This is a genomic window from Mycobacterium sp. SMC-8, from assembly GCF_025263565.1.
In the GTDB taxonomy this organism is placed as follows: Bacteria; Actinomycetota; Actinomycetes; order Mycobacteriales; family Mycobacteriaceae; genus Mycobacterium.
Window position 1 is genome coordinate 166263 of record NZ_CP079865.1, and the last position, 16064, is coordinate 182326.

Here is a 16064-nt window from a genome sequence, read left to right on the forward strand (position 1 = left end):
GCGAGGAGGGCACTGCGGTGTCGTTGGAGGACCACAAGCGTCGGGAACGGGCCAATGCGATCGGGTTGTTCCGCTATCAGGTGATCTGCCCCGCGCTGGAAGAGGGGCTCTCCACCCGCCAGCGCGGCCGGGTGGTCCGTGAGATCGCCGAACGCCGCCATATCGATCCGTTCGGTTCCCAGGTCCAGATCGCCCGCGCGACGCTGGATCGCTGGATCCGGCGTTACCGCGGTGGCGGGTTCGAAGCGCTGGTGCCTGAGCCGCGCCGGCTAGCCACCCGCACCGATGTCGGGGTGCTGGAGTTGGCCGCCTCGCTCAAGCGGGAGAACCCGGCCCGCACCGCCGCGCAGGTGGCTCGCATCCTGCGCACCGCGACCGGGTGGGCGCCCTCGGAATCGACCCTGCTGCGCCACTTCCATCGGTGCGAGCTGATGGGCCCGGCCGCAGGTCAGAGCACGGAGGTGTTCGGCCGGTTCGAAGCCGCTGACCCCAACGAACTGTGGGTCGGCGACGCTTTGCATGGCCCGCGGGTCGGGGACCGCAAAACCTACCTGTTCGCCTTCCTCGACGACCATTCCCGGCTGGTCGTCGGGCACCGGTTCGGATTCGCCGAAGACACCGTGCGCCTGGCCGCCGCGCTCAAACCCGCGCTGGCCGCCCGCGCAGTGCCCGCCGGAATCTATGTCGACAACGGCTCGGCGTTCGTCGATGCCTGGCTGCTGCGGGCGTGCGCGAAACTCGGGATCCGGCTGGTGCACTCCGCGCCCGGGCGCCCGCAAGGCCGAGGCAAGATCGAACGGTTCTTCCGCACCGTGCGCGAACAGTTCCTCGTCGAGGTCACCGACACCAGCAGCGAGGACCTCACAGCGGCCGGGGTCGCCCACACCGCGGCGTTGTTGGAACTCAACCGGCTGTTCATGGCCTGGGTCGAAACCGAATACCACCGACGGACTCATTCCGAGACCGAACAGGCACCACTGGCACGGTGGGAAGCCGGCTTCGACCGGCTCGGCGGGTCACCGGCATTGCCGACCGCCGCGGATCTGACCGAAGCGTTCTTGTGGTCGGAGTTTCGCGTGGTGACCAAGACCGCCACCGTGTCGCTGCACTCCAACACCTACCGAGTCGACCCCGCCCTGGCCGGGCGCCGCGTGGAGCTGGTGTTCTCCCCGTTCGACCTGCACACCATCGAGGTCCGCTACCGCGATCAAAGCTTCGGCGCCGCGGCGCCGCACACCATCACCCGCCACGCTCACCCGAAAGCCCGACCCGAGGCCGCTGGCCCAGCGCCTGCGCCGGCGGCGACCGGGATCGACTACCTGGCATTGACCGCCGCCGCCCACCACGCCCAACTGCGTGACGATGAACGCATCGGCTACCACGCCCTCTACGGCACCGAGGTCACAGCCACCGACGACATTGTGGTCAACGACCAGGTCCTCGGACAGCTCGCGTTGACCGACCTCGGTGCCGAGAACTCTGACCATGAAGGTGAGGCCTCGGCGTGAGTATTCAACGACTGCAATCACACTGGGGATTCTCCCGGATGCCGTTCGGACGCGACCTCGCCCCCTCGATGCTGCACCGCTATCCCGGACACAGCGAAGCGATCGCCCGGATCTCCTGGTGTGTGGACCAATGCGCCATCGGAGTCATCACCGGCGAAGTCGGTGCCGGCAAAACCGTGGCCATCCGCGCCGCAGCCACCTCCTTGGATCCGGCGCGACACGTCATCATCTACCTGGCCAACCCCACCATCGGCGTGCGCGGCATGCTCACCCACATCGTGGCTGCCCTCGGACACACCCCGGTCTTTCACACCGCCCGACTGGCACCCCAGGCCGCCGACGCTCTGGCCGCCGAACACGCCGAACGCGGCCGCAGCCCCGTGCTGGTCGTCGATGAAGCCCACCTGCTCGACAACCATCAACTAGAAGCGATCCGGCTGCTGACCAACCACGACATGGACTCCGGATCCCCATTCGCCGTCGTACTCGTCGGCCAACCCACCCTGCGCCACCGGCTACGTCTCGGAGTCCTGGCCGCCCTGGACCAGCGCATCGCAGTGCGCTACACCCTGCCCGGCATGACACCAGACGACACCGCCGACTACATCAACCACCACACCAAAATCGCCGGCCGCTCCGACGTCCTATTCGCCGACGACGCGATCACCTTGATCCACAATGCCTCGCGCGGGCACCCCCGCGCGGTCAACAACCTCGCCCTGCACGCCCTGACCGCCGCGTTCGCCGCCGGTCACTCCATCGTCGGAGAGAAAGCCGCACGCATCGCCATCAGCGAAACAGCAACCGACTGAACCCAAGTCGCTTCACCGCGACGAACACCACGTCACCACGACGACGACCCCGTCACGACGACGACCACGGCCCCGCTCACCACACCGAGCGGGGCCGTTCCCATCGGCCACTCGTCACCAAACTCGATGATGCCCATATCCTCATCCACAGCGACGGGCAACAAGGAGACGTCGCCGTCAACGCCGCCGCTAAGGTATCCGTGCGCCCACCCATGTAGGCAGCCGCGGCCAACCTGTCGACAGCAGCCTGATACCTCACCAGATCGGCCGCCGCTGCATCCGCGGCCATGCGATCCGAAACCGCCCCCTTCTCCGCAACCTGCTGCGCTGCGAGCTTCTCGTCAAGGTCGATCTGCGCCGTGTGAATCTGCTCGGTGGTCTGCTCCGCCAGACGCGACAATTCAGTCAGTTCGGCAAGGGCATCAGCCGCCGGATCAGCGCGGACATCGGTTGCCAAAAGCGCAGCAACAACGCCGAAAGCCACCAAAATGCAGACGAGCCGCCTGCCCAACGCGCGCGGCAGGACCGCCAGCACAGATGAAGTCACAAGAGCGAAAACCTTCGGCAAAGTAGCAAGTACGTACTAGATACGTAGGTCACGGTTAGGTTACGAGGCCAGGCAGCCGCTGTCCAGCCGGATTTTCTAGGGCGCGCTCTGAACTGATGGCCCGAAACTGCGTCGGCTCAGCGGCATCCTTCGGTCCCGCTGTTCGTCACCCACGCGACGTCAAGCGCTAAGGGTATGAAGAAGGCGCAATCGACACCACCGACTCATCGCCCCTTATCAGCTACCGCCTCACGACCGCTTCCCCTAGCGTCACGACGCGCCCTTCTGGTTGAAAGCCCTATTCGGAGTCATACAGACATTCATCGTGGATAACGACTGATATCCATAGCGCGGTTGACTTGTCCCCCACGACCCGATCGAGTCGATGCGACAATATGCGGGAATCGAATATGCAGGTTTACCGGTATTAGTCTGCTTATTGCATCCGGTGAATTTGGCATCCTCGCACGGTCAGGACAACAAACATTCCCCAGCCGAGCGAGCGTCCAACAAGAACGAGCTGCAAGACGCTCCCCTGGGGCGGGGAGCAGGCCGCCGCCCCTAGTTAAGGGTGCCGCAGTTCTCCGTAGCGGATAGGTGTCAGATCCTCGCTGTGGCTGACGTGGAGCTGACCGGGGCGGGTCCGTTGTTCGTAGGCGGTGATGACCAGGCCAATTCCCCCGGCGGCAGGCACCAGTACGCCTTGCACATGCAGGAACCATGCGGCATGGCCCACCGCTTGGCACGCCGACCAGTCGTCGCCATAGATGTCGTCGTCCTCGAGCCCCACCGCTTCGCGGGCGTCAGAGGTGATGAGATCCAGGACGGCCAGGTCGGTGGCCTCGATGGTGTGCAGTCGATACGAAGCTTCGAGCATCTTCTCCGGGGTCGTCGACGCCGCCTGCGCGGCGCGTTCTACTTCGACCATGCACGCTTGCGTGGAGTCGGCCAGATAGATCGCCGAGAAGAGTCCGGCAGGGTTCCACCTTCCGCCGAATCTGCGCGCCCCTTCCCCCGACAAGGGGTCACGGTGGGCGCCGGTGTAGCGAGCGCACGTGCCCGACCACCGGTTGGTGCCGCGCGCGTCGATGCGCTGCACCAGGTCCTCGTCGAGCGCATCGCTCACACGAAGATCCCTTCGGCCATGGCGTCGATGAGGGCCAAGACGCGCTGGTACTCGCCGTCACGCACCAGGTCGGCGGGCTTGGCGTGGGCCAGTAATCGATTCGGGGAGAACATCCAGACGTTGGCCTGGTCCCGGGGAAGCACTTCGGCCAGCGCGTCGGCGACGTAGGCCAGTTCGATGAGTCGTTGTTTGTTGAGTCGTTGTGGAACGACCTGTCCTGAGGTCCAGCGCGCCACCGAGCGCGCCGACGCGTCGACGATGTCGCCGACCTCTTCGTAGGTCAATCCCAAGCGCTCGATCGCACTCGACACGGTCGAGGCGAGCGCGTTAGCTCCCATATCGTCTGCCTGTCTTCCTTTTGTCTGCGTGTGTGTCATGTATTCTGTCATGAAACAACGCCCAAGGGCGAGAGGACGTTTTCGCACGATGGGCATTCAGTTTCGGCTCGGACCCAACGACCACAAGCAGGTCGAAGATTTCCTGTCGCGTGAGCACGCTGGCACCGACGCCATCACCCTGGACACCAAAGCTGCACGTCACCAGGCCGCCGCGGCGGCAGCCGCCGTGGAGGCGGGCCTGCGGGTGTACTGGGAGCCCGCCGCTGAGCGGCTTGCCGACGAGGGCTTCGGCCTCGACAAGCTGCCGCTGTGGACCGGCCGTCCCTACGGCACCAATGCTCTTGCCGAGGATCAGTCGGCACGCGCCGCGCTGGTAGACCTGACGGTGGAGAAGCACCCGGCGCTCGTCACCCACGTCACGGCCCCGCACTTCTACGTCACCGACGAACGCACTGCACGACTGAACGTCGATCTCGCCGAACGCACCCGCCTGGCCGTCGGCAAGGACAAGCCCACCCGGGCCGTGATTACCGTTCACGCTCAACGTCAAGTTCACCAACCTCAACAAGGAGTACGGCCTCACCGTCGAGAACGCGGTGCTGCACTACGCTCCCGAGCCGGTACCGAACGCCAACGCCAGCCTGACACTGCTAAAGCCACGCTGGACGATATTCAGCTGGGCAACATCACCCTTGACGACCCCAAGAAGCAGAACAAACTCACCATCGATGGCCAAGAAGCGTCGTTCAACGATTTCCTTGGCCTACTCGACACCTTCCCGTTCTGGTGCAACATCGTCACCCCATAGCCCGAAGCCGGCGTCGCCGTTCACCGAAGACTGACCTGAGATAAAACCGGCCCTAGCCATCGGCACCGATGGCACCTGTCCCAGATGTCGAGTCCGACACCGTGGGCCCGCACACCACATGGCGGTGAAACGCGCGATCTCCGAGGCGTGCGCCAGCCGGTCCACGATAACCTCGCCGCTCTCCTCAAGACCGGTGAACCTAACAGCCGGCACCTACGTTCACCGCGGCCCGCGTATTCGGCCACCGCACCACGCCGCACGCCCCATCAGACAGCGTCCGCGTCGACACGACCGCGACCCCGCAGCCGCGCTGCGGCGACGCATCGCTCAGTGCGCCCAGCAGGCCGGCGGGAGTGCGGGATCGCGGCCCCGCGGCAGCGTCCCCGCGACGGCATCAACTTGCGCGCTGCCCTGCGCCGTCGCAACGCCGCGCCGAGCGCCCTTCTGTCGTCGGGTTCAGGACGTAGCGCACCCTTGAGACTTCCGTCGCCGCGCCACCGCCGAACCGTCACGCTGGCGCCGCTCCGGCCGGCGGTTCGCCCGCGTCCGGGCCGACCTCCCCGTCCGCCGCCGCCTCCCCCGTTCCGGACACATTCCGACCTAGTGCCTGCGAACCGTTCCGCGATACCGGATTTGCCGCTTTCGGCGCATGCCGTGCCATCACGCGAACGATTGCGATCCCGAGGTCGTGTTTGGTGGCGATCGTCGTCAGCGTCTCACCCCGCTCACGCATCCGTTCGACGGCCGCGCCCGCCGCTTCGCGATCGTCGCCTACCCGTTTAGCTTCTTCGCGCGCCAACTGCGCGTCGGCCTGCGCGCGCAGCTCCGCGCGCCGCTGCTTCTTCCACTCGCCAATCGCGTCGAGTTTGTCGATCGCGTGAAGCAGGATCGTCGCGTCCTTAAGGTTCGCCTTCTCCCGCGCCGCAAGCTCCTCGTTGGCGCGCCGAGCCGCTTCCACAGCCCGGCGCCGGGCCTCCGCCTTGGATGTTCTCGCTGCCGTCATGGTTGAGGACCTTAGAAGTGTTCGGGCCGTGCAGGCCACCACCACAGCCACATTCGTCGCCCACGACTTTTTTCGTCCGCCCTCCTGACCGCTTCACCGTCGCCACCCTCAACCCACCGTCACCCACCCCACTCGCCAACCACCGCACCCCCCGCCAGCCGCCCTCCTCACACCCCGTTTACAGCCCGCCGACAGACCACACACCTCTTGCACTATGGGTCGCAGCGGACCGCTTATCGACGGACGAAAACGGGTACGGCTGCCGATCGGCCCCCGGTGCCGCGAGGATAGCGAGGCTCGCTGACGTCCGACGTCTGCCGCGGCGACGCTCGTCGAAGGCCACGGATTGCATCTCGGAGGCCCCGATCATTAAGACCTGCGGAAAGCGGTTGAACGACCAGGCCAATGCAGAGAAGTCCGCGCTACCGTGCAGCAATGGCATCGACGGTCGGCGCTCTGTTCGCCGCGGCCGGTGTTCGGCGCCTCGGCGCCGTTCCGTGGCAGACAGCCGTGCCATCGGTGTGTCCGGGCGTTTACGTCGTGGCCAGAGTCTCCGACCCCGCCGGGCAGGTTTCAGGCGACGCGGACATCGACCTATCCGCGGTCAGACAGCTGTTGGAGATCCGCAAGGAGTTGACCCTAGACGGGCAGCGACCCTCGCCAGAAGCGCTGTCCGACCGGCTCATGTCAATGTGGCTACCAGACGAACCTGCGATCTACGTCGGGCTGGCTAGCACGTCTCTGCGGAATCGCGTGAGCCAGTTCTACCGGACACGCCTCGCCGCGAGGTCGCCGCACGCCGGAGGGTGGCCCCTCAAGTGCATCAAGGACTTGAGTACCGCCTGGGTGCACTTCGGTGAGTGCGCCAACGTGAAGGTCGCTGAGCGCAAGATGTTGGAATCTTTCATGTCAGCGTTGGGGCCTGTTGCGAGGGAACGCACGATCGATCCTGAACTTCCCTTGCCTTACGCGAATCTCGAGATCAAGGACTCCTCGAATCGCCGCCGAATCAAGCGACATGGAATCAGCGGTGCTAAAGCTACCCGCTGAAATGCAAGATACGAGACGCAAGCTGGCACCAATAGACCAGTGCCCAAACCCGTTCGGCCGGTTCAGTACGGATCCAGCGCCGATGCACATCCCGAGTCGGATCTTGGGCAGACAAAATCAGTTCGTCTCAGTCTCTTGCAGCTCACGAATGATTCTGCGACCGAATTCATTTACTCCGGTGATGCTGTAGTTCTCAGCTCGGGGGATGCTGTACAGGCCGCTGGATACAGGCTGTGAACCCACCAATACAAGTCCGGTTCTTACCAGAACCGCCTTCACCGCCGGTGGCTCGTTGCTAAGTGCGGTCTGCAGGGTTTCGTCGTTATTGCCGGGATCTTTTCGGTTCTCGTCATCGGCGGCTATGAGTCTGACAAGTGCGCGAACGTGCGGACCCTCAAGCTCGCGCAAGGCGGCCACGATGAACTGAGCGTCATCCATCTTCGTGTCGTCCGTTAGGGCATTCGCCACCACGCGCGCAAGATAGATGCGCTTACCGCTGTCTGCCGCCGACATCGCGGCTTGGATGCCATCCCAGAGCAGATTCTGGAGCCCCGGATCTGCCCGGACCTGTTCCAACAGTCGGTGTGCATCCACGAGATCGGCAACACCATCGACGAACTCTTCCGCACGACCTTGACGAGAATCGATCAGCCCCTGAACCACGGCGCCGGTTCCCGCGCCAACACCCGGCACACCAGCCTGCCAGCCGAGCACCTCCGCGCCGGAAGCAACCGCAGCTCGCACGACTATCTGTTTCCACGAAGGCACATCTTCGTCGACCATGCGCCGATGCTATGCCGACGCTCGCGGCTGGAGCTGGCCTCGGCAGCGAATGCAGTCAGGCATGCGACCTGCAACCTCCCCGATCCAGTCGGCGCTAGCGGGTTGAATAGAGCGAGCGTACGACGGCTCCCGACGGCGATAACGGCACGATCGGGGTTGGATCGAAGGAGTCAGCCATTGCCCGAAAGCCGGCACCGATACCTCTACGAACGCCTTGGCGATCACGATTTTCAGCAGCTCGTCAGCGCTCTGTTGGCAATACAGTTCCCCGACTACCGCCCGATGGCGCTGAGGCAGACCGACGGCGGTGTCGACGGTCTCCGCAACATCGATCCGGAGACATTACTGATCTATCAGGTCAAGTGGTCGGTCAGCGGCACGGAGAAGAACCCCGTCAGCTGGCTGGACGCGGTCGTGAAGAAGGAGCTAAACAACCTGCGCCAGCTAGCGAAGGACGGCGTACGCAACTACGTCCTGGTGACCAATGTGGCAAGTACGGCCAAGCCAAAAACCGGCACGTTCTCCCAGCTAAACCGAAAGCTAAAGGAGCACGCCAAGAACGTCGGTTTTGACCAAATGACATGCATCTGGCGTGAGGCGCTTAATCCGTGGGTCGACAACGCTCCGGACTCGACAAAGTGGGCCTACGCCGACATGCTCGCAGGCTGGGATCTCATCCGATACTTGGTCGCTGAGCAGGTCGGCACCGCCAAGAACCAGGCAGACCGCAAGCTGATCCGCAAAATCGCCGCGGCGCAATGGGACGACGACCAGCGTGTCAAGTTCAGCCAGGCTGACGTCGACCGCGAAATGGTGGTGGACCTCTTCGTCGACGTCACCGCCGATCAGGTGCATTCCCCGACCGAAACCCGGATGCGATCAAGCGCGCCGACCCCACTCGGCGGAGCGGCCGCTCACCTGCTGCACTCACCAATACCGTTCACATTGGTGCGAGGCGCCCCCGGTCAAGGAAAATCCACTCTCAGCCAGTACATCTGCCAAGTGCACCGCAGCGCGTTCATCCCGGAATCGGAGCGGCCAGAATCGCTTCCAGAGCTGAAGAACCCTCGATTCCCGATCAGGCTGGACCTCAGCGACTACGCGCTCTGGCTCGCCGGCAACGACGTGTGGGACCACTCCGACGATCGCAGGCCGGCGACGAAGAAGCCACGCAAGGGTGAGCAGGCGGCCATCGAATGCTTCCTCGCCGACCTGTTGACCCATGACAGCGGCGGTATCACCACCACCGCGACAACCGTGCAGGACATATTCGAGCGAGTACCCAGCCTCGTCGTACTTGACGGTCTCGACGAAGTCGGCAGCGCCAGCATCCGGCGCAGGGTGGTCAACGAGATCGACGCGTTCGCCAGCCGGGCGAAGACTTACAGTGAGCCGCTGAAGGTAGTCGTCACCACGCGCCCCAGCGCCGGTGAGCTTGCGGAACCGTCGCCACACATGTTCGGGATCGTCACCTTAAACCAACTCACTGGTGACCAGCGGGCTGATTACCTACGCAAATGGTGCGCCGTCCGAGGGATCAAGAGCAAAGACGGTCGCGCGCTGCGCAGGAGCTTCCAAGAGAAGAGCCGCGAGCCCTACATTCATGAGCTCGCCGGTAACCCAATGCAGCTCACAATCCTGTTGGACCTTCTCCACCAGCAGGGGGCTGCCACCCCCACACAGCGGACCGACCTATACGACAAGTACGTTGACCTGCTCTTGGCCCGCGAAGCCAACAAGCACCCGAAGGCCGTCCGCGACCACAAGGAAGAGCTCCTCGAGATCATCCCGTTCCTCGGCTGGTACTTGCACGCACACACCGAAGAATCGCAGATCAACGGGCGCATGAGCATCGGCGATTTGAAAGCGGCGATGCGCCACTTCCAGCACACCTACGGCAACCGCGAGTCGATTGTCGATCAACTCTTCGAGGGCGCGAGCGACCGTTTGTGGGCTCTGACGAGCAAGGTGGATGGCACCTACGAGTTCGAGGTGTTGTCGCTGCGGGAGTAGGGCCCTGACCCCAGGTGTTGGACACGCTGAATCCCGCAAGATTGGCGGGGGAAGCGAGATGATCGACACCGATGGCAAGGAAAAATTACCCGGACGAGTTCAAGCGGGATGCGGTCGCGCTGTACCGAGACACCGAGGGCGCCACGATCACGCAGATCGCCGACGAGCTCGGGATCAGCGGGGTGACGCTCTCGGCCTGGTGCAAGGCCGCTGGGGTGTTGATCCGGCACCGCGGCGCCAGTTCTGCCGGTGAGCCGGGACCGGGGTCGGAAACTCCGGACGAGGAGCTGGCCCGGCTACGGGCCGAGAACAAGGCATTACGCGCCACCGAGGCTCGGCTGTCGACTGAACGAGACATCCTGCGGTCGGCGGCCAAATATTTCGCCGGGGAGACGAACTGGTGAGCCGCTTTCAGTTCGTCGCCGACCACTCCGACACCTACCCGGTGAAGTGGCTGTGCGCAGTCGTCGAGATCGCGCGTTCCTCGTTCTACGCCTGGCTGGCCGGCGCCGACGGGCGCGCCGCCCGTGCTGCTGCTGACCAGGCGCTGGCCGCGCGGATCCGCACCGTCCACGACCAGGACAACACCTACGGGGCGCCGCGGATCACCGCCGAACTCAACGACGGTGCCCCCGAGGCGCAGCGGGTCAACCATAAGCGGGTGGCCCGGGTGATGCGTGATGCCGGGATCGTCGGCTATCGCCGTCGACGACGGGTCAAGACCACGGTGGCTGATCCCGCCAAGCAGAAGGTCCCGGATCTGCTGGGCCGGGATTTCACCGCCGCGGCGGCCAACGAGAAGTATGTCGGCGACATCACCTACTTACCGTTGGCGACTGGTTCGAATTTGTATCTGGCGACGGTGATCGACTGCTTCTCCGGGCGGGTGGCGGGGTGGGCGATCGCCGATCATATGCGCACCGAACTGGTCGAAGATGCTCTGCTGGCCGCGGACGCACTGCGCGGTTCATTGTCCGGTGCTGTGTTTCATTCAGATCACGGAAGTCAGGGCGGATTCAACTGGTCGTCGCAACACCTTGATCACGGAGGTGTGGTGTGGCCAAGCGTAAGGACGCGGAATCGGTTGGTAGGCGACGGCAGTGGGCGGCTGACCGTGCGTTGCGGCCTGCGATGCGCTCACCAGGGCGCCCGGACCCGTCGCGGTCGGTGCAGCGTCAGTTTTGGCGGCTGATCGCCCAGGGTGTCTCCACCGACGACGCAGCCGCAGAGGTCGGCGTGTCGACACCGGTGGCGACCAGGTGGTTCCACCACGCTGGCGGCATGACGCCGATCAGTCTGGATGAGCCCACGGGCCGGTATCTGTCGTTCGCCGAGCGGGAGGAGATCGCACTGCTACGCGCCCAGGGCGCCGGGGTGCGTGAGATCGCCCGCGAGATCAAGCGTGACCCCTCGACAGTTTCGCGGGAACTGCGGCGCAACGCAGCCACCCGCAGCGGCACGCAGGTGTACCGCGCAGGGGTGGCGCAGTGGAAGGCCCAGCAAGCAGCAAAGCGCCCGAAACCCGCGAAACTGGCAGTCAACCCGCAGCTGCGTGAGTACGTGCAGCAGCGGCTCGATGGCAGTGTCCGCGGACCCGACGGCACCGCCGTCGCAGGTCCGCAGACCAAGGCCTGGAACGGCCGCAACAAGCCGCACCGACAAGACCGACGGTGGTCGACAGCATGGAGCCCGGAACAGATTGCCCACCGCTTACCGCTGGATTTCCCCGATGATGAGTCCATGCGCATCAGCCATGAGGCGATCTATCAGTCCTTGTTCATCGAGGGGCGTGGGGCGCTCAAACGGGAATTGGTCGCGTGCCTGCGGACCGGTCGTGCGCTGCGGGTCCCGCGGGCCAGGACACAGAACAAACCGCAGGGACATGTCACCGCGGACGTCGTGATCAGCAAACGCCCTGCCGAAGCCGCCGATCGCGCAGTTCCTGGGCATTGGGAGGGTGATTTGATCATCGGTGCGGGCCGGTCGGCGATTGCCACCGTGGTGGAACGCAAGAGCCGCTCGGTGATGCTGGTTCACCTTCCCCGCCTCGAGGGGTGGGGTCTGGCGCCGCCGGTGAAGAACGGGCCGGCGCTCAGCGGCTACGGCGCCGAGGCGATGAACGCTGCCCTGATCGCCTCACTGGCACAGCTACCCAAGCAGCTGCGTCAGACGTTGACATGGGACCGCGGCAAAGAGTTGGCCGCGCACGCCCAGTTCACCTTCGACACCGGAACGAAGGTGTTTTTCGCCGACCCGCACTCGCCATGGCAGCGGCCTACTAACGAGAACACCAATGGCGTTCTGCGTCAGTACTTTCCGAAAGGCACCGACTTATCTCGATGGTCGGCTCAAGACCTCGAAGCGGTCGCACTGACGCTCAACAACCGACCCCGAAAGGTCCTCGGCTGGAAGACTCCCGCCGAAGTCTTTGCCCAACAGCTACACTCACTCCAACAACCCGGTGTTGCAACGACCGATTGAACCCGCCCAGTACACCTCAACGGAGTTCGCGAAACTCTGCACCGCACTCGGTGTCACCCAGTCTATGGGTGGAGTGGGGTCAAGTGCCGATAACGCTCTCGCGGAGTCATTCAACGCGACTCTGAAACGCGAGATCCTGCAGGACCGCAGCCGCTGGCTCGACGCCGCCAGCTGCCGCGGTGAAGTGTTCCGCTGGCTGGTGCGCTACAACCTGAGGCGACGGCACTCCCGCTGCGCCTATTCCAGTCCCGCAACCTACGAACGCAACCACGAAACCGCTACGCTGCCAGAAGCGGCGTAACCACAAATCCCGTGTCCACTACATGGGGGCAAGGCCCGTACTTTGCTGCGCGGTTCCTCTACCGCACTTCAGGCGAGGACAACGCTGATTTCGACAGCACAACGGTGCTTCGGGAACTTCTGAGACGCCCGTACTGGCTCAACACCGCAAGGTTCTACGGAGGAAACGCTAAGGGCAGCGACGTTTACTCGTTGACCGCCGGGATCGAGCAGGAACTGGGGAAAACCTCAAATGCCCCGTCGTACCTCGCCGCGTGGGCGCTGCTCACCGATGGCGTCTTCCTGCGTCGTCCGCGTGAAGCTCGAAAGGTGCTGACCGCGCTTTGTTCGGACACCGGAAGCGCGATCTTGCTATCCGCGCTCGACCGCCGGGACATCGTTGCACTCCCTGAACTTCCCGACCTACCCGCCGACGACGGTGTCGACCCGACCTGGGCACGGCTGACGGCCCTAATCAGCAGGAATCCGAGCGATGTCGAGAACCCACAGCGTGTGCGAGTCCTGCGGGAACTGCTTAACCAATTGTCGTCTGCCAGGAGGATGGGACCAGTGTGAGCTGATTTTGCCAGGGTGATGGGACCACCTGGATTGCCAGTTATGGGACCACCGGCGCGTCGCGTCGGTGGTCCCTTCATCTGTTCGTTTGATCGCCGTGACGGTCGAAGTCACGGAGGCGGCGGGCATGGCTTTTCGGGAGGTCAGTGTGAACGAGATCAGGGAAGTGCTGCGGGTGTGGCTGGGGGTCGCCGGGCTACCGGCACCGGGCTACCGCACGATCGCCGCGCATTGCGGCGTGGACCGCAAAACTGTGCGCCGCTACGTCGAGGCTGCGCAAGCGGCTGGTCTGCACCGCAGCGACGGCGTTGAGGCCGTCGATGACGGGTTGATCGGGGCTGTCGCCGACGCGGTGCGCCCGGTACGCCCGGATGGCCACGGCGCAGCGTGGGAACAGCTGCTGGGGTTCGAGGACCAGATCACCGCGTGGGTGGCCGGCGAGGGTGAGCAGCGTCCGTTGACGATCACCAAGATCGAGACCCTGCTGGCCCGTCAGGGGTGCGTGGTGCCGTATCGCACGTTGAACCGATTCGCCGGTGAGCGTTGCGGTTTCGGCCGCAAGGACACCACGGTGCGGGTCGCCGACGGGGATCCCGGGGTGGAATGCCAGATCGATTTCGGCTACCTCGGGATGCTCACCGACGCCGATGGTGGGCGGCGCCGCAAGGTGCACGCGCTGATCTTCACCGCCGTCTACTCCCGGCACATGTTCGTGTGGCTGACCTACTCGCAGACCCTGGTGGCGGTGATCGCCGGATGTCAGGCGGCGTGGGAGTTCTTCGGAGGGGTGTTCGCGGTGCTGATCCCGGACAACCTCAAGCCGGTGATCGCCGCCGCTGATGCGGTCAATCCCCGATTCACCCAGGGGTGGCTCGACTACGCCGGTCATGTCGGGTTCCTCACCGACCCGGCTCGGGTGCGCTCCCCAAAGGACAAACCGCGAGTGGAGCGTGCGGTGCAGTACGTGCGCCGAAACTTCTGGGACGGTGAAACATTCGCCAGTATTGAGCAGGCGCAGCAGGCTGTCACCGTGTGGTGTCTTCGTACTGCCGGGACCCGCATCCACGGCACCACCTGCGCACGGCCGGTGGAGGTGTTCACCACCGAGGAGCAACCGCTGCTGCTGGCGGTGCCGGGGGCCTACGACGTGCCGGTGTTCAAAGCGGTCAAGGTGCACCGCGACTTCCACGCCGAGGTCGCCAAAGCCCTCTACTCGCTTCCTGAGCAGTGGATCGGGCACACCCTCGACGTGCGTGCTGACGGTGAGCTGGTGAAGTTCTATCACCGCGGTGTGCTGGTCAAAGTCCATCCTCGTCAGCCTGCGGGAGGCCGCAGTACCGACCGCGCTGATCTACCCGAACACAAAGTCGGTTACGCGCTGCGGGACTTAACGACGCTGATCGCCACCTGCGCCGCCTATGGCCCGAACGTCGGGATCTACGCCGAACGCATCCTCGACGATCCGCTGCCGTGGACGCGGATGCGCACCGTCTACCGACTCCAGGGCCTGGTGCGCCGTTACGGCGCGCAGCGTGTCGAGCAGGCATGTTCGGTGGCACTGGATCTCGACGTCGTCTCGGTCAACAAGATCGCCTCGATGCTCGAGCGCGCCACCGAGAACACGATCCCGGCACTGCCGCTGGCCGTCGGCCAAACCGCTACCCGGTTCTCGCGCGATCCATCCGAATTCGGCACCACCTCAACATCATTGACCGTCATCGCCAATGCCGACTCCGAGGAGACCTGCTGATATGACCACTACCAACCGCGTGGCCGCAGACCCGGTCGGCGCCGACCTGCTCCGACTGCTCAAAGCGCTCAAGCTCGGCGCCCTGGCCGACACCCTGCCCGAACGGGCCGCACTGGCCCGCCAGCACAAACTCAGCCACATCGGATTCCTCGAAACACTTCTTGCCGACGAAGTATCCCGACGCGAATCCCGATCAGCCGCCCTGCGGGCGGCCAAAGCCGGACTCGACCCGACGATGCGCTTCGACTCCTGGACCGCACAACAGGACCTGCGCTACGACCGTACCCTGCTCGGCGACCTGACCTCGCTACGATTCCTCGACGCCGGACAGTCCGCAATCATCCTCGGGCCCGTGGGCGTAGGCAAAACACATCTGGCAACAGCACTGGGGCACTTGGCCATTCGTCGCCGCCACACCGTCCTGTTCGCCCGATCCGACAAACTGTTCACCCGGCTACGCGCCGCCCGACTCGACCACACCGTCGACGCCGAGATCCGCCGACTGGCGGCCGTCGACGTCCTCATCATCGACGACTTCGCGCTGCGACCCCTCGACGCCACCGAAACCAGCGACTTCTACGAAATCGTCGTCGAACGCCACCAAACCAAGACCACCATCGTGACATCAAACCGGGAACCCGCCGAATGGCTGACCATGACCGCCGACACCCTGCTCGCCCAATCAGCCATCGACCGACTCACCGCTGCGGCCCACACCCTGGTCATCGAAGGACCGTCCTACCGCCAACGCACCCGACCCGGTCAGCTTGACCCAGAGGGACCCGACGAGCATCCTCGATAACGCGCCACGGTGGTCCCATCCCCCTGGCAATCAGGTGGTCCCATCACCCTGGCAAGCGACACCAATGCAGCGAGTTTACGGCGTGGTGGTACCAGCAGCTCACTGCAGCGATTGGCACGACCCAGCAGAACGCGTGGCTCGCTGTCGGTGCCTGCTGTGAAGCTGGAGCCGGCATCACCTCGAAATTC

General features: G+C 64.5%; 13 protein-coding genes and 3 pseudogenes. 11 read left to right on the forward strand and 5 right to left on the reverse strand.

Translation table 11 applies throughout. The annotated features are described in order from the left end of the window. The first annotated feature begins 17 nt into the window (after positions 1-17). Both KXD97_RS00915 and KXD97_RS00920 read left to right on the forward strand, forming a co-directional pair. Positions 18-1508 (forward strand): DDE-type integrase/transposase/recombinase, encoded by a 1491-nt coding sequence (locus tag KXD97_RS00915; RefSeq protein ID WP_260755035.1) that lies wholly within the window; start codon positions 18-20, stop codon positions 1506-1508. 38 nt (positions 1509-1546) lie between these two features. Continuing rightward, entirely contained in the window at positions 1547-2320 is a 774-nt protein-coding gene (locus tag KXD97_RS00920) for an ExeA family protein (protein ID WP_260757981.1), read from the forward strand. 76 nt (positions 2321-2396) lie between these two features. On the opposite strand, the gene KXD97_RS00925 is transcribed toward KXD97_RS00920, so the two are convergent. The 3 genes from KXD97_RS00925 to KXD97_RS00935 all read right to left on the reverse strand — a co-directional run bounded on the left by KXD97_RS00925 (position 2397) and on the right by KXD97_RS00935 (position 4331). Continuing rightward, positions 2397-2867, reverse strand: a complete 471-nt coding sequence (locus KXD97_RS00925; protein ID WP_260755036.1) for a hypothetical protein — start codon at positions 2865-2867, stop codon at positions 2397-2399. Between the two features lie 565 nt (positions 2868-3432). Next, entirely contained in the window at positions 3433-3993 is a 561-nt protein-coding gene (locus tag KXD97_RS00930; RefSeq protein WP_260755037.1) for an RES family NAD+ phosphorylase, read from the reverse strand. Then, positions 3990-4331, reverse strand: coding sequence for an antitoxin Xre/MbcA/ParS toxin-binding domain-containing protein (locus KXD97_RS00935; RefSeq protein WP_011856840.1), 342 nt, complete (start codon positions 4329-4331; stop codon positions 3990-3992). The genes KXD97_RS00930 and KXD97_RS00935 overlap by 4 nt, the downstream gene beginning before the upstream one ends. A 593-nt stretch (positions 4332-4924) precedes the next feature. On the opposite strand from KXD97_RS00935, the pseudogene KXD97_RS33245 reads away from it, so the two are divergent. After that, a pseudogene (locus KXD97_RS33245) lies at positions 4925-5139 on the forward strand (alkyl sulfatase C-terminal domain-containing protein); the annotation flags it as partial. Between the two features lie 508 nt (positions 5140-5647). Here KXD97_RS33245 and KXD97_RS00945 read toward each other — a convergent pair. Then, complete coding sequence (locus tag KXD97_RS00945) at positions 5648-6142, reverse strand: hypothetical protein (RefSeq protein WP_011856867.1); 495 nt, start codon at positions 6140-6142, stop codon at positions 5648-5650. A gap of 435 nt (positions 6143-6577) precedes the next feature. Here KXD97_RS00945 and KXD97_RS00950 point away from each other — a divergent pair, with 435 nt between their 5' ends. After that, positions 6578-7192, forward strand: a complete 615-nt coding sequence (locus KXD97_RS00950) for a hypothetical protein (protein ID WP_260755039.1) — start codon at positions 6578-6580, stop codon at positions 7190-7192. 117 nt (positions 7193-7309) lie between these two features. Here the strand turns inward: KXD97_RS00950 and KXD97_RS00955 are convergent, their stop codons facing one another. Continuing rightward, positions 7310-7975 carry a hypothetical protein gene (locus KXD97_RS00955; protein WP_046363128.1) on the reverse strand — a complete coding sequence of 222 codons (666 nt, stop codon included), beginning with the start codon at positions 7973-7975 and terminating at the stop codon, positions 7310-7312. Between the two features lie 177 nt (positions 7976-8152). Here KXD97_RS00955 and KXD97_RS00960 point away from each other — a divergent pair, with 177 nt between their 5' ends. The 7 genes and pseudogenes from KXD97_RS00960 to istB all read left to right on the forward strand — a co-directional run bounded on the left by KXD97_RS00960 (position 8153) and on the right by istB (position 15876). Beyond that, positions 8153-9988, forward strand: a complete 1836-nt coding sequence (locus KXD97_RS00960; RefSeq protein WP_260755040.1) for an NACHT domain-containing NTPase — start codon at positions 8153-8155, stop codon at positions 9986-9988. Positions 9989-10059: 71 nt separating this feature from the next. Continuing rightward, a pseudogene (locus KXD97_RS00965) lies at positions 10060-10994 on the forward strand (IS3 family transposase); the annotation flags it as partial. A gap of 125 nt (positions 10995-11119) precedes the next feature. Next, on the forward strand, positions 11120-12469 hold the full coding sequence (locus KXD97_RS00970; RefSeq protein ID WP_234713714.1) for an IS30 family transposase: 1350 nt from the start codon (positions 11120-11122) through the stop codon (positions 12467-12469). Positions 12470-12479: 10 nt separating this feature from the next. Continuing rightward, positions 12480-12770, forward strand: a pseudogene (locus KXD97_RS00975) (integrase core domain-containing protein); the annotation flags it as partial. 191 nt (positions 12771-12961) lie between these two features. Next, the gene (locus KXD97_RS00980; RefSeq protein WP_260755041.1) at positions 12962-13324 is read left to right on the forward strand and encodes a hypothetical protein; all 363 of its coding nucleotides are present in this window, start codon (positions 12962-12964) and stop codon (positions 13322-13324) included. 127 nt (positions 13325-13451) lie between these two features. Next, a complete protein-coding gene (gene istA / locus KXD97_RS00985) occupies positions 13452-15074 on the forward strand; it encodes an IS21 family transposase (protein ID WP_260753010.1) in 1623 nt (540 codons plus the stop codon). A 1-nt stretch (position 15075) separates the two neighbouring features. Beyond that, entirely contained in the window at positions 15076-15876 is an 801-nt protein-coding gene (gene istB / locus KXD97_RS00990) for an IS21-like element helper ATPase IstB (protein WP_070351813.1), read from the forward strand. The last annotated feature ends 188 nt before the right edge of the window (positions 15877-16064 follow it).

What these genes read in the sequence shown, in the direction of transcription:
- KXD97_RS00920 (WP_260757981.1), top strand. Translation starts at nt 1,547, where the DNA reads ATGCCGTTCGGACGCGACCTCGCCCCCTCGATGCTGCACCGCTATCCC.
- KXD97_RS00935 (WP_011856840.1), bottom strand. Translation starts at nt 4,331, where the DNA reads ATGGGAGCTAACGCGCTCGCCTCGACCGTGTCGAGTGCGATCGAGCGC.
- KXD97_RS00945 (WP_011856867.1), bottom strand. Translation starts at nt 6,142, where the DNA reads ATGACGGCAGCGAGAACATCCAAGGCGGAGGCCCGGCGCCGGGCTGTG.
- KXD97_RS00950 (WP_260755039.1), top strand. Translation starts at nt 6,578, where the DNA reads ATGGCATCGACGGTCGGCGCTCTGTTCGCCGCGGCCGGTGTTCGGCGC.
- KXD97_RS00955 (WP_046363128.1), bottom strand. Translation starts at nt 7,975, where the DNA reads ATGGTCGACGAAGATGTGCCTTCGTGGAAACAGATAGTCGTGCGAGCT.
- KXD97_RS00970 (WP_234713714.1), top strand. Translation starts at nt 11,120, where the DNA reads ATGCGCTCACCAGGGCGCCCGGACCCGTCGCGGTCGGTGCAGCGTCAG.
- istA (WP_260753010.1), top strand. Translation starts at nt 13,452, where the DNA reads ATGGCTTTTCGGGAGGTCAGTGTGAACGAGATCAGGGAAGTGCTGCGG.
- istB (WP_070351813.1), top strand. Translation starts at nt 15,076, where the DNA reads ATGACCACTACCAACCGCGTGGCCGCAGACCCGGTCGGCGCCGACCTG.